Here is a 14,127-nt window from a genome sequence, read left to right as displayed (position 1 = left end):
GGGGAGTTTTTCTTAATTACACAGTGAAATCTGAGTTTAGAAATTCTTTTCTGATAATTAATTTCAATGTGGTTTCCTAAATAAAAAGCATATATTGGCCTGATGTTTTCTTAGTACTACAGCCGTATTTCCTTCTCTCTTATAATAAGGTATCTCATAGGAATAACTTCTAAGTCAGCGGTTTCTCTGCGTTGTGAATATCAGAAAAAAGACAGATTTTGGGTTTCTACTGCTATGATATTAGAAAGAGAATTAAAGCGCCTTGAGGTACGATCAGCGTTTTTGCAGAAGACTCAGTTCGTGGAGATCATCAGCTAGATTCGTTTAGAATGGTTTTACTGTAAAGTTGATGGCTAGTGAGTAATTGCCTTTTAGCTCAGGTTATATGGGGAATATTATTCTATTTTTACTCTTGTATTAAGAGCATTAAAAATTTACTCATGGAAGATAATTCACGCAACTTTGCTAAGATTTCCTTGGAAAAATAATGTCATGTAAGCGGTTTTGATTATAGGATTGCTATATACAAACACTCTACGGGCCTGGAACCCGACAACTAAAATGACAAGCTGCCTTGCCCTTCTCTTATATTTATAAATCACGCATTTTAGTTGATACTCATAGTAACAGGCTAAAATATCTAGATCTCGAATTTAAATCATTTACCAAAATTGTTCATATCTTTCTCATCAGGAAGTTCGCTATATTTCATCAAGTTTTTATTACCATCTATTACTATTAATTCTTTCGGTGGTTTAAAGCAGTTACTTAATGGGGAACGGCAGTGTTTTTGAGATTTATGATGAATACCCAACCAATCACTAATAAGATAATAATTATCTGAAGTTGAAAAAGGTGTGTTTACTACACCTGTATGGCGATATTGTGCATTAACATTATCGTTATACCAGATAAATAAGGGGATATTATAAGCATCTTTTCGTGGGTTACTGACACCGTGATGATAATGGATGTCACCATTTTTATCTAAGCGTTGTAATCCGTGATCTGAGAAATAGAGAATAGAGGCTTTTTCTTCTTTAATTTTATTGATGATTTTTTTTATTAGCAGATCTGTATAAGCTATTGAACTATCATAGCAGTTATCATCTTCATTTGATGAAAAAGATATCAATTTATTTTCTGGGAAGCGGTTACAGGATGGCTCATGACTTCCGTAGATATGCATGATAATAAGTTTCTTACCTTTTTGTTCTAGGGCATCATCTAAATAAGGTAACAACTCTTCATCATATCCAATATATTTATTCCATTTCTGATTATCAGCCATATTAGCGATAACGGTAATTAAGCTGTTACTTTTGCCAGATCTGCCTTGATTACTTATCCAGGTTGTCTTAAATCCTGCATCTTTAGCTAAGGATACAATATTGTCAGCATAATGAGCCTTATCTCTGAGCTGATATAAGGTGATATTAGACAATGAAATAGGTACAGATAATATAGTAACTGGTGCTGGAGAAATAGTTTGATTGAATATCAGCATATTTTTCTGCATTATGTCTAATGTTGGTGTTGTGACCTTATTATAACCGTATAGAGACATATGATCTCTTCTTGCTGATTCTCCTATTAGTAATATATAAGTATCAATATCTTTATCTCTTTGTATATAATTGAAATTTACTTTAACAGACGCAATTCTCCTAATTTGTTGATTTTCATATATTGCTCTTACCATTGCTGATGAATTATAGAATGGTGTTCCCATTAAAAAATGCTCTGATAAAATCACCTTATCTGAATATTTTTCTTCTGAAATATAATAATCAACTGGGACTAATAAGCAAACAAATAATAAAGCCCATATATTGGCTTTTAGAAATCGGGAATCTGTATTTTTTGATAACCATCTTATAGATAGAAAATAAGTTAACATCATGAAAATGAAGAAGAGTACATAATGTTTGTTGTAAGACAACATACCTACAGCTTCACTGCTATTTGTATTGATAAAAGTATTAGCAATAGTTGAAGAGAAGCTTATTTGGTGTTTGCTAGAGAAGAAAAATGATGTGGATATATTAAGTGACCATAATAAAGAGATAAGTAAAATTAAAGGCTTGAAATATTTAAAGCGATAGAAAAATGCGTTAGTACTTGCCAGCAAAAAACTCAATAATACTATCTTTAACTTATACTCATTAGCTACATTACCGATGAAAATTATTGGCAGTAAAGCCAGAATCAAGGTAATAAGAATGGGCAATTTATTTCTCATATAGGCTAATAGTGTTAAGTAGCGAATTGAAATAATAAAGTTAATCATTAACCTAAGAGTAAAACAAGAGCTTAACTTGCGAAATAGCTCTGAGTTCAGATGGCTTCCTAATAAAAATACCTCTCCCGAAGGAGAGGTTGAGTATAAAATCGTAACTAATGTGATTTTCCTTGTGCGATACCAAGCCCTGTTTGTGATCGAATAAATTGGGTTCTGAATTGTTCTCTTTCCCGCATACCCTGTAGTGAATTATCGGTAATAGAAAATAGCCATGAACCGGCGAAAGCGACAATCATTGAGAATAATGCTGGATATTCATAAGGATAGATTGATTTTTCATGGCCGAGAATGCTGACCCAAATTGTTGGGCCTAGGATCATCAAAACGACAGCTGTAATTAACCCCAGCCAACCTCCGGTTAACGCGCCACGGGTAGTGAGTTTGCGCCAGTACATAGACAAAAAAATGATTGGGAAGTTACAGCTTGCAGCAATGGAGAATGCCAATCCAACCATAAAGGCTATGTTCTGATTCTCAAATAAAATACCTAATCCGATTGCGACAAACCCAAGTATCACAACAGTTATTTTTGATACTTTCAATTCATCGCGTTCGTTGGCTTTGCCGCACTTAATGACGTTTGCGTACAGGTCATGTGATACTGCTGATGCTCCAGCCAGTGTCAGTCCTGCTACAACTGCCAGAATGGTGGCAAAAGCTACCGCGGAGATAAAACCGAGGAACAAATCCCCCCCAACTGCACTTGCAAGGTGAACGGCTGCCATGTTAGTACCACCGATTAGCACCCCTGTAGCATCTTTAAATGATGGGTTTGGGCTGACCAGTAAAATAGCGCCAAAACCGATGATGAATGTCAGAATGTAAAAATAGCCGATGAAGCCAGTTGCATAGAAAACGCTTTTTCGTGCTTCTTTCGCATCACTTACAGTAAAAAAACGCATAATGATATGAGGTAAACCAGCGGTACCGAACATCAATGCGAGACCGAGGGAAAGTGCGGAAATCGGATCAGATACCAACCCTCCTGGACTCATGATGGCTTCACCTCTTGAATGAACAGCAACAGCTTCTTTAAACAGCGTGTTGAAATTGAAGTTTACCGTTTTCATGACCATAAGAGCCATAAAGGTGGCGCCAGCCAGCAATAGAATGGCTTTGATAATTTGTACCCAAGTTGTTGCCAGCATGCCGCCAAACAGAACATAAAGCACCATCAGAATACCAACTAGTACGACCGCAATATGGTAATTCAGGCCAAAAAGCAATTCGATAAGCTTACCTGCTCCAACCATCTGTGCAATAAGATAGAGGGCAACAACAACCAGTGAGCCAATGGCAGATAAAATACGGATTGGGCGTTGCTGTAATCGGTAAGAAGCAACATCTGCAAAAGTGTAGCGCCCAAGATTTCTTAATCGTTCGGCAATCAGAAACAGGATAATAGGCCAACCAATTAGAAAGCCGATAGAATAAATCAGCCCGTCGTAACCAGACGTATAGACCAGAGCGGAAATGCCAAGGAATGATGCTGCGGACATAAAGTCCCCGGCAATCGCCATGCCATTTTGGAAACCAGTAATACGCCCACCCGCAGTGTAGTAGTCAGTACGGGAGCGCGTTTTCTTTGAGGCCCAGTAAGTGATATAGAGTGTGAAACCAACAAACAGGACAAACATAATAATGGCCTGAATGTTGACGGGTTGCTTTTCTACGGAACCAGTAATTGTGTCGGCCCATATCAGATCAGGAAATAGCAGTATTATTGTCAGCAAAAATTTCTTCATTTTTTTACCTCGTCAAGAATTTGTGAGGTAAGACGATCGAATTCGCCATTAGCTCTGATTACATACAGGCCAGTTAAGATGAATGAGATAACAATTAGGCCAATGCCAACGGGTATCCCACGGGTAATATATGAACCAGCATAAAGAGGGGTACCCAGCCATTCGGGTGCAAATGCAATGAGGAAAATAAAGCTGACATACAAAACTAACGTGATTATTGATAGCAGCCATGCAAAACGGCCTCGTTTTTCAACTAATTCTTTGAAACGAGGATTATTCTCAATCCCTTGGTAAATGGCGTCATTCATCAGAATGTCCTCTTATATTTTTATTATATTCGTTAATTAAGCCGCCTTGCGGCGGCATGGTATGTCACGAAATACTCATTGTTTGTTTTTCTTCCAATAATTTTTCCACTACTCCTGGATCTGCCAGTGTTGAGGTATCTCCCAGATTACTGGTATCACCGGAAGCAATTTTACGCAGGATGCGGCGCATAATTTTTCCTGAGCGGGTTTTTGGTAAAGAATCTGTCCAGTGCAGGATATCCGGTGTCGCGATCGGGCCGATTTCTTTACGTACCCAATTACGGACTTCGGTATATAATTCTGGGGAAGGTTCCTCGCCGTGATTCAAAGTGACATAGGCATAAATTGCCTGTCCTTTGATATTATGCGCAACACCGACGACAGCAGCTTCAGCAATTTTAGGGTGGGAAACCAAAGCGGATTCAATTTCAGCCGTGCCCAGACGATGACCAGAGATATTCAATACATCATCAACACGGCCAGTTATCCAATAATAGCCATCTTCATCACGGCGTGCGCCATCACCACTAAAGTACATTCCCTTAAAGGTAGAGAAGTAGGTTTGTTCGAAACGGTCATGATCGCCAAACAGTGAGCGTGCTTGTCCTGGCCAGGAATCAGTAATAACCAAGTTTCCTTCACAAACACCTTCTAATTGCTCACCAAGGTTATCAACCAGGGCTGGCTGAACACCAAAGAAAGGCAGAGTTGCGGAACCTGCTTTCAGTTCAGTTGCTCCTGGCAGTGGCGTTATCATGAAGCCGCCGGTTTCTGTTTGCCACCAGGTATCAACAATCGGACATTGACTGTTACCAATTTTCTGGTAATACCATTCCCATGCTTCTGGGTTAATAGGCTCACCAACAGATCCCAGAATACGCAGAGAAGTACGTTTCGTTCCTTCAATAGCTTTGTCACCTTCAGCCATCAGGGCACGAATTGCTGTTGGTGCTGTGTACAGGATATTTACCTGATGTTTATCAACAATCTGACTTAAACGATTAACCGCAGGATAGTTTGGCACGCCTTCGAACATCAGAGTGATAGCACCGCAGGAAAGCGGCCCGTAGAGTAGATAGCTATGTCCAGTCACCCAGCCCACATCTGCTGTACACCAATAGATTTCGCCCGGATGATAGTCGAATACATATTTAAATGATAAGGATGCATATACCAGGTAGCCACCGGTAGTGTGCAGCACGCCTTTAGGTTTACCGGTAGAGCCGGAAGTATAGAGAATAAACAGCGGATCTTCTGCATTCATCTCTTCAACTGGGCAATCAGCACTTACGCCTGCTGTCAACTCATGCCACCAAAGGTCGCGACCAGAGTACCAATTACCAATATTTCCAGTACGTTTAAAAACAATCACATTGGATACATTGACAACCGCTGGATGACTTAATGCGTCATCAACATTCTTTTTCAGGGGAATTGTACGTCCTGCTCTCAAACCCTCATCGGCAGTGATAACCAATTTAGTGTTCGAATCAATGATGCGACCAGATACGGCATCAGGAGAGAAACCTGCGAAAATAACAGAATGGATAGCACCAATGCGGGCACATGCTAACATGGCAACTGCCGCTTCCGGCACCATCGGCATGTAAATAGCAACAACATCGCCTTTTTTAATACCCAGATTTTTCAATGCATTAGCAAACTGGCATACATCATGATGCAGTTCACGATAGGTTACTGTTTTGGACTCTGCTGGATCGTCGCCTTCCCAGATAATAGCGGTTTGATCGCCACGTTCTTTTAAATGGCGATCGAGACAGTTTGCGCTTAGATTCAGTGTTCCATCTTCGAACCAACGGATATTGACATGTCCAGGATCAAAAGAGGTATTCTTTACCTTGGTGTAAGGCTTAATCCAGTCAACAATGTTACCTTTCTCACCCCAAAATCTTTCGGGATCTTGCAGCGATAATTGATAGTCTTGTTGGTATTGTTGTTTATTCATCAGGGCATGTTCTGCAATGACAGCAGGAATAGGGTGCTTCATTATTTGAGTCATATTAATATTCTCCTTGCGAATGTTAATAGTATGTCAAAACAAGGTTAACTAAAGTGTAAGGAGAATTTTTGTTTTTTTTTTGCGCGGAAGATCACGCAATAAAAAGAATATTTTTCACGTAATTGTCATTTGGTGTGGTGGGCTTAATTGCTAACCAAAAATAGTAATTTAAAATCCTAATCTAATAATAATCTTAAATATAGATAAATTGACTGATAAGCCACTGAAACACAGTTTTATGATAAAGCCATGGTAAGGGTGTGGTTTTGATAATCATTTCCAATAATATTTAATTAACTATAATGATCATGTTGTTCACAAGGTGTGGACTTTGAACCATTCTTATATGACTGGAGTACATGATATGAGCTATTTATTACCTTCTCTTCCTTACTCTTATGACGCTCTGGAACCTCATTTTGATAAGCAGACGATGGAAATCCATCATACCAAGCATCATCAGACTTACATTAATAATGCCAATGGCGCTTTGGAAGCCTTCCCAGAGCTGGCAAAACTGGATGTTGATGATCTGATTCAGCAATTAGATAAGATACCTGCTGATAAACGTACTTTTGTACGTAACAATGCTGGTGGACACGCTAACCATAGCCTGTTCTGGAAGGGCTTGAAATTAGGGACAACTCTGCAAGGCCCATTAAAAGAAGCTATTGAACGTGATTTCGGTAGTGTGGATTCTTTTAAAGAGAAATTTGAGCAGGCGGCGGCGACTCGTTTTGGTTCCGGCTGGGCGTGGCTGGTGCTGAAAGATGATGGCAAACTGGCGGTTGTATCTACTGCTAACCAGGACAGCCCGTTAATGGGTGAAGCTATTTCCGGTGCTTCTGGCTATCCAATTGCTGGTCTGGATGTTTGGGAACATGCCTATTACTTGCAGTATCAAAACCGTCGTCCTGACTACATTAAAGCGTTCTGGAACGTTGTTAACTGGGATGAAGCTGCAAAACGTTATCAGGAAAAAGTGAAATAATTTTCTAACTCATTTTCTCTTTTCTGCTATGCCGGCTGGATATTACTGCCGGCATTTTTATTGATTGGGGATTGGTTTATGATGATATCATCAGGCTGATTTCAATAAGGAAAGTGAATTATGTATTATCCGCAGGTATATACAGGCAAAATTGAAATATCAGAAAAACTGTCTGCCAGTGCAATTAACAAACGGATGGTTGATGGCAGCCTGTGTCTGACTTCTCTTGGATTGGAAGGTGATGAACAGGCCGAAACCCGTTTCCATGGTGGCCCCGATCGTGCGCTTTGCCATTATCCCCGTGAACACTACGATTTCTGGAAACATCAATTTCCTGATCAGGAAGATTTCTTTATTGCCCCCGCGTTTGGCGAAAATATTTCCACAACTGGCTTGACTGAAGAGAATGTTTGTATTGGTGACATTTTCAGTTGGGGAGAGGCCATGCTTCAAGTAACTCAGCCTCGTTCGCCTTGTTACAAACTTAATTCTCATTCCGGTATCAGTAATTTTTCTGCCATTATGCAGGAGAGTGGTCGTTGTGGTTGGCTTTACCGAATTATTGCAGCAGGAAATGTTAGCCCGGATAAGCCTTTTGTTCTGGTTTCCCGTAATAGTGATGTTTTGGTTAAGGAAGCGATCGCGATTGCTTTTAATATGCCATTTGATGAAGAGCAGTATCGGCGATTGATGAGTGCGGCCGGGCTGTCCGCCAGTTGGAGCCTGACGATGCAAAAGCGGGTTATGTTTGGAAAGATTGAAGATTTTAATCGCAGGCTGTTTGGGAAATAATAAAAATGTGAGATGGCGTTAAGGGTTACATATAAAAACACCTCAGATGAAATGTCTGAGGTTTGGTTCTGCCAGATAGTTTTCCACACTTGTTGCTTTTGGAACTGCTTCGTTATCATCAATCAGCAATTCGATATGAGCTTCGATTGCTTCACGGGCGCTTTCTATTGCATCTGTAAAATCATCTCCTCCAGAAAAGTAGCCAGGGATATCAGGCATGTGGATGCCGAAGGATGAATTACCTTTATTAATAGCAACTGGATATAACGTTTATACCTCTAAGAAGTGGGCTTAAAGCCCCGCCTGTTTCTTGATACTTTTTAGTGTTGGTAAGGGTATGTCCTTTTGTGGATATTTTACCGTTACTAATCCTTTTTTGTCGGATGTTTGAATTGATGTTGATTTGTTTTCAAACATAATATCCATGCTAAAAGTATGAGATCTTGCCCTGATCCTTAGTTTATTTTACATTTATCTAGCCTGTCATAACCATTTAAAAATGAGAATATAGAGAGATTAAAGCTTTTATATAAAAGGCGGATTTAACTCAATAAATGCACTTTTTAGAAAGATAGTTAATTGTGTTTAATCAAAGTCCATTAACCATTAGCAGAGAGTTAAAAAGAAATCAGTATGCAAAAGAAAGTTATCCGAACCGGATGATATTAAATTTTTTCACGCTGTTATTTTACGAAGAAAACCATAAAAATAATACAATAAAAAAGATATTTTTTCAGGATTTAAACTCTAAAAAAGGGGGGGGGGGGGGTATTATCCGAAAAAACATAAAAGGGTTTACTGTCTGATTTATGAAAACTGCTTAAGGAGGTATTATTAACCTTACGTGAAATGTAAAACATGATATCCCATAATGATTAAACTTAATAAAAGGTTGGTATTAAAAGTGGTAAAAGAAACGGTTAAAACTTTATACCGATTAAAATCAGCGGTTAAAACAATGGCTTTTAATAACAATTTAAAACCTGTCTATCATAAAGCTATCAGTAAAAAATTGGTTTTTTTAATTCTTATATACTCCGAAAAAAAGTGAATCCGCCCAGGAAGTTTATTTTTCCAGAGGAACCGATTTTAATAATGTTTTCAACCAGATAATAAACTTTTTCATAAACAGATTAAATCATCAATCATGAAAAATCGGGATCGGAGTAATAAAACTCATAAATGATTTATTTAACCGAATATAAACCGGTTTAAATTTTTTTTACACGGCTTTAATCATTCTAATAGCATTGTTATTTTACGATTTGATTTAAACCATTCCTCTTTATTATGTCATTAATGTTATCTCATGCTAAAATCAATTCATATCGTTGTTTTTAAGTGATTTTAGCGTTTTATTAATACTTAAATACCTGTTTAACTACTATAACCTTTCTGGTTGATTAATCTGTTAGGTTTTTACCATTATTGATGCAATAAAGTGTTATTAAAGAATTAGAGAAAACTAATCAGCCGACAGCACACTATTTAAAGTTTCCAATGACATGAAATTTTAAATGGGCTGGTTAGTAGCTTAAAATGCGCACGCGGTAAACGTGCACATTTTATCTCTTAATTATTAAGGATGAGCAATAAAGCCAACAGCTTCGTACACTTTATCCAGCGTAATCTGAGCGCGGGCTTTTGCCTTGGCTGCACCTTCTGCCATGACTTTGTTCAGCAGGATTTCATCATTACGGAAATGATGGAAACGCTCTTGTAACTCAGTCAACATACCGGAAACGGCATCAGCCACAGCACTTTTTAAATGACCATACATCTGGCCTGCAAATTCTGTTTCCAGTTCAGGAATAGTTTTGCCGGTAACGCCAGCGAGGATATCCAATAAGTTAGAAACCCCAGGTTTTTGTTCCAGATCGTAACGAACGCGAGGTGGCTCTTCTGAATCTGTGACTGCACGTTTAATCTTTTTAGCGGCTGATTTTGGGTCTTCCAACAGAGCGATAACATTGTTGCGGTTATCATCTGACTTAGACATTTTCTTTTCTGGGTCCTGAAGGGCCATAACACGGGCACCGCCAGTTGGGATGAATGGTTCTGGCACAGCGAAGATATCGCCGTAGATAGTATTAAATCGTTGAGCGATATCGCGGCTCAGTTCAAGATGCTGTTTCTGATCAATACCTACCGGGACCTGGTTTGTTTGATATACCAAAATATCCGCAGCCATCAGTACCGGATAATCAAACAGACCTGCGTTGATATTTTCGGAATGGCGGGAGGATTTGTCTTTGAACTGAGTCATACGGCTGAGTTCACCGAAATAGGTATAGCAGTTCAGGATCCAGCTTAATTGAGCATGTTGTGGTACATGGGACTGAACGAAAATGGTGCTTTTTTCTGGATCAATGCCACAAGCCAGGTAGAGCGCCAATGTATCCAGAGTGCGTTTTCTCAATTCTTTTGGATCCTGGCGGACAGTGATTGCATGTTGGTCAACGATGCAATAGATGCAGTCATAATCATCCTGCATTTTAACCCACTGACGTAACGCCCCCATGTAGTTACCGATGGTTAATTCACCGGAAGGCTGCGCGCCGCTGAATACAATAGGTTTTTGGGAGTTTGGTTTTTCAGATACAGTGGGTTCATTCATTTTATTATGCTTCCTGAAGTTTCAAAGATGGGAGTCCAATTGTGGATAGCAGATCCGAGAAATTCGTTAATATGCAGTCTGGATTGCTTAATGCAATAGATTCACCGTAGTTATATCCATAGGTTAAACCAACACAGGGGCAACCCGCCGCTTGTGCGGCTAAAATATCATTACGGGAATCACCGACAAAGAGCAGTTCTTCCTTATGCAGTCCGAATGTGCCCATTGTGAGATAAATAGGTGCCGGGTGTGGCTTTTTCTTTTTAACATCATCACCGCCTAACACCAATGAAAAGTATTCACTAATGCCTAAAGAATCCAGCAAAGGAGCAATAAAAGGTGTTGGCTTATTGGTGATGATACCCATTGGCAGGTTGTGTTTTGCCAGTTTGGCCAGTGTGACTTTGACTTCCGGGAACAACTGACTACCTGTTGTTACCGTTGTTTCATAGAAATGGTCAAACAGCTCACGGGTTTCTTGATGCAGTTGTGCGGTCAATTCGACTCTGGCCCATGTCAACGCACGTTCGACCATAATATCCGCGCCGTTGCCTACCCAGACAGCAACCCGTTCTTTGCCCGGAGCAGGGAAACCTTTAGCTAACAGTGCCTGATCCAGTGCATCAGCCAAACCACCGGCGCTATCTACCAGCGTGCCGTCGAGATCAAAGGCGATAGCACGAATACCTTTTAATACTTTATTTGCCATGAGATACCTTTGACAATTCACTACGCATATTATCAATGACGGTTTTGTAATTTGGCTGACTGAAAATAGCAGAGCCTGCAACGAACATATCTGCACCAGCGGTCGCCGCTTCTGCGATATTGCTGGCTTTAATACCGCCATCTACCTCAAGACGAATATCATAGCCACTTTCGTCAATGATTTTACGAACCTGGCGCAGTTTTTCCAGTGTTCCAGGGATGAAAGATTGGCCGCCGAACCCAGGATTGACCGACATCAACAGAATGATATCCAGTTTATCCAAAACGTAATCAAGATAACTCAGTGGAGTTGCAGGATTGAATACCAAGCCGGCTTTACAACCCTGCTCTTTGATGAGTTGCAGGCTGCGGTCAATATGTTCACTGGTTTCTGGATGGAAGGTAATGTAAGTCGCGCCTGCTTTGGCAAAATCTGGGATAATGCGGTCAACCGGTTTTACCATCAGATGCACATCAATTGGTGCAGTAATGCCATAATCCCGCAGAGCCTGACAGACCATAGGGCCGATAGTCAGGTTAGGAACATAATGGTTATCCATCACATCAAAGTGAACAACGTCAGCACCTGCTGCCAGTACTTTTGCTGTATCTTCACCCAACCGCGCAAAATTTGCTGATAAAATGGATGGGGCAATCAGAAAATCTTTCATTATCTTCTCCAAATCGTTTCTATCTCCCTTAATTGCAAGGTAAAAGGGGGGATAAGTTAGCGATATAAGGCCAAAAGTTCGTCTACTTTACTGCGGGCAAGGATATTCCTGCTGATAGTGCGACGTGCTTTGACAATATGAAGTGAAGCCTGATGGTACCATTTTCGTGTCATTGGCGTATCGTGATTGGATATCAAAACAGGAATTGCGCGCTCTGATGATAGCTTAAATGCAATACGTGCCAGATTTTCCTGATCTGTAATGTTAAAACTGTTGGTATGATACGCCGTAAAGTTTGCTGTTGCTGACAGAGGGGCATAAGGTGGATCGCAATAGATAACCGAGCCTTTCCGTGCTTTGTTCAACGTGTGTTCATAGTGCTCACAGATAAACGTGGCATTTTGGGATTTTTCAGCAAACCAGTGTAGTTCGTCTTCAGGAAAATAGGGTTTTTTATAACGGCCGAATGGTACGTTAAATTTACCATGAGAATTATAACGACAGAGGCCGTTGTAACAATGACGATTGAGATAAAGGAATAATACACTGCGCTGAAACGGGTCAGTACTTTGGTTAAATTGTTCCCGTAACTGATAAAAATGTTCGGCGGTGTTGTATTCCTGGGTAAATAAGGGGCGTGTATGAGTAATAAACTCATTAGCCTTGAATTTTACTGTGTTGTATAGGTTAATTAGGTCACTGTTGATATCAGCGAGGATGTAAGAATCATAGTCTGTGTTCAAAAAAACAGAACCTGCGCCAACAAATGGCTCTATCAGACAATTACCGGCTGGCAGATGACGTTTGATATCATCTACCAACGGGTATTTTCCACCGGCCCATTTTAAGAAAGCGCGTTTTTTTTTCATGCTGTCAGTTAATTACTCAATCATTCCAGAGCCGCAGATTGTACTCTGTTTAGGACAGCATATCAGCGCCTAATAAATATTGTTTTATTTTCGCAGATCTTGTTGTACTTGTTGCATCGTTCTGACCCAAGGTTTTTTTGCCTGAATCTCGGCTGGCAGAGATGAGACGGCCTGTTTGGCTTCAGAAACAGAACTGTAATCACCATGAATCAAAATAAACCAGGTTTTTCCATTACGTTTAGTTTCATAAACTTTGTAATGAGTGAGGTTATTCTTTTTAGCAAAAGCAGTCAGTGTATCTGAGCGGCTGGCACTGCTTAATTGCAAAGTGTAGTGGTTTGCCGGGGCTTTCAGCGGATTACTGCCGGCCACATTACTTTTGCTGTTGCTGGTATGACTTGTAGATGGTTTTGATTTAGCCGGTGTTTCTGTTTTCAGTGGACGGATATTTTCCGGTTTCTGCTGTACTGCTGGTGGTGGTGTTGCTGTCTGCGGTTGCTGGGCTTGGTTCAGATTCTGTACCGCATGATTTATATTACTTTGTTGCTGAGTCAGTGCATCAGGAGTATGTCCAGGTAATTCAATGCGCTGGCTTTCACCATTGTTAACTTGAGGCTGCTGAGGTTGTGTTGGGGTACCACTGACTGGAGGAATATTGATTTCCTGTGGCCCGTTAATTGTATTTGCAGTGGTATTCTCCAATGTGGCGGATTGATTGTTATCGTTTTTGGATGGTGAACCTGATAAATCAATATTTTTTTCTGCAACATTGGGCGATTGCTGTTTCTCATGTTCAGTTGGCGCTTTTAAAGCAGAGCTGATAGCCATAATCAGCAGTAATAGCACCAAAATTCCAATCCCGATCATCATTTGCTGGCGTGAGACTGCAAACTTGGGTTTGTTTAATGGTTGGCGTGATCGTGAAGGACGGCGGTCTGAGGTATCTGGCCTAAACTCGTTATCTGCCCTTTGTTCATTTTCTGATTTGAATTCGTCCATATGCCCTCCAAACAGAGCTAATACTGCCAATTGCAATTAGAGTCGGTCCGATAGGTTGACTTAACTAGCAATGAATAAAAATTTGTCTGATAAAGTAGCTATTTT

12 protein-coding genes and 1 pseudogene are annotated in these 14,127 nt (G+C 40.1%); 2 read left to right on the top strand and 11 right to left on the bottom strand.

Annotated features, from left to right (window positions below; genetic code table 11):
• Window positions 1-658: 658 nt before the first annotated feature.
• From ACGF7G_RS19150 to acs, 4 genes are all read right to left on the bottom strand, one after another.
• Complete coding sequence (locus ACGF7G_RS19150) at window positions 659-2,230, bottom strand: phosphoethanolamine transferase (RefSeq protein ID WP_387467603.1); 1,572 nt, start codon at window positions 2,228-2,230, stop codon at window positions 659-661.
• A gap of 167 nt (window positions 2,231-2,397) precedes the next feature.
• Complete coding sequence (actP, locus tag ACGF7G_RS19145; protein WP_166296430.1) at window positions 2,398-4,047, bottom strand: cation/acetate symporter ActP; 1,650 nt, start codon at window positions 4,045-4,047, stop codon at window positions 2,398-2,400.
• Window positions 4,044-4,355: a DUF485 domain-containing protein gene (locus ACGF7G_RS19140; protein WP_021325497.1), complete on the bottom strand. Its 312-nt coding sequence runs from the start codon at window positions 4,353-4,355 to the stop codon at window positions 4,044-4,046. Before ACGF7G_RS19140 ends, actP begins: the two co-directional genes overlap by 4 nt.
• A gap of 64 nt (window positions 4,356-4,419) precedes the next feature.
• Complete coding sequence (gene acs, locus ACGF7G_RS19135; protein ID WP_133814136.1) at window positions 4,420-6,375, bottom strand: acetate--CoA ligase; 1,956 nt, start codon at window positions 6,373-6,375, stop codon at window positions 4,420-4,422.
• 364 nt (window positions 6,376-6,739) lie between these two features.
• Here acs and sodA point away from each other — a divergent pair, with 364 nt between their 5' ends.
• Both sodA and yiiM read left to right on the top strand, forming a co-directional pair.
• Window positions 6,740-7,366 carry a superoxide dismutase [Mn] gene (gene sodA / locus ACGF7G_RS19130; RefSeq protein ID WP_166296433.1) on the top strand — a complete coding sequence of 209 codons (627 nt, stop codon included), beginning with the start codon at window positions 6,740-6,742 and terminating at the stop codon, window positions 7,364-7,366.
• A gap of 120 nt (window positions 7,367-7,486) precedes the next feature.
• The gene (gene yiiM, locus ACGF7G_RS19125) at window positions 7,487-8,158 is read left to right on the top strand and encodes a 6-hydroxyaminopurine reductase (protein WP_133814137.1); all 672 of its coding nucleotides are present in this window, start codon (window positions 7,487-7,489) and stop codon (window positions 8,156-8,158) included.
• 42 nt (window positions 8,159-8,200) lie between these two features.
• Here the strand turns inward: yiiM and ACGF7G_RS19120 are convergent, their stop codons facing one another.
• From ACGF7G_RS19120 to ACGF7G_RS19090, 7 genes and pseudogenes are all read right to left on the bottom strand, one after another.
• Window positions 8,201-8,410: a type II toxin-antitoxin system HicB family antitoxin gene (locus ACGF7G_RS19120; protein WP_339959319.1), complete on the bottom strand. Its 210-nt coding sequence runs from the start codon at window positions 8,408-8,410 to the stop codon at window positions 8,201-8,203.
• A 39-nt stretch (window positions 8,411-8,449) separates the two neighbouring features.
• A pseudogene (locus ACGF7G_RS19115) lies at window positions 8,450-8,595 on the bottom strand (type II toxin-antitoxin system HicA family toxin).
• A 1,142-nt stretch (window positions 8,596-9,737) separates the two neighbouring features.
• The gene (gene trpS / locus ACGF7G_RS19110) at window positions 9,738-10,775 is read right to left on the bottom strand and encodes a tryptophan--tRNA ligase (RefSeq protein WP_387467599.1); all 1,038 of its coding nucleotides are present in this window, start codon (window positions 10,773-10,775) and stop codon (window positions 9,738-9,740) included.
• Window positions 10,776-10,779: 4 nt separating this feature from the next.
• Window positions 10,780-11,484 carry a phosphoglycolate phosphatase gene (locus ACGF7G_RS19105; RefSeq protein ID WP_387467598.1) on the bottom strand — a complete coding sequence of 235 codons (705 nt, stop codon included), beginning with the start codon at window positions 11,482-11,484 and terminating at the stop codon, window positions 10,780-10,782.
• Complete coding sequence (rpe, locus tag ACGF7G_RS19100; RefSeq protein ID WP_387467596.1) at window positions 11,474-12,154, bottom strand: ribulose-phosphate 3-epimerase; 681 nt, start codon at window positions 12,152-12,154, stop codon at window positions 11,474-11,476. Before rpe ends, ACGF7G_RS19105 begins: the two co-directional genes overlap by 11 nt.
• 56 nt (window positions 12,155-12,210) lie before the next feature.
• Window positions 12,211-13,023 carry an adenine-specific DNA-methyltransferase gene (gene dam, locus ACGF7G_RS19095; RefSeq protein ID WP_387467595.1) on the bottom strand — a complete coding sequence of 271 codons (813 nt, stop codon included), beginning with the start codon at window positions 13,021-13,023 and terminating at the stop codon, window positions 12,211-12,213.
• An 84-nt stretch (window positions 13,024-13,107) separates the two neighbouring features.
• Window positions 13,108-14,022, bottom strand: coding sequence for an SPOR domain-containing protein (locus ACGF7G_RS19090; protein ID WP_387467593.1), 915 nt, complete (start codon window positions 14,020-14,022; stop codon window positions 13,108-13,110).
• Window positions 14,023-14,127 lie beyond the last annotated feature (105 nt).

The sequence above is a fragment of the Photorhabdus sp. RM323S genome (genome assembly GCF_042879375.1).
Lineage (GTDB): Bacteria > Pseudomonadota > Gammaproteobacteria > Enterobacterales > Enterobacteriaceae > Photorhabdus > Photorhabdus tasmaniensis.
Note: the sequence above shows the minus strand (reverse complement) of the source record. Positions and strands in the feature narration are given on the sequence as shown.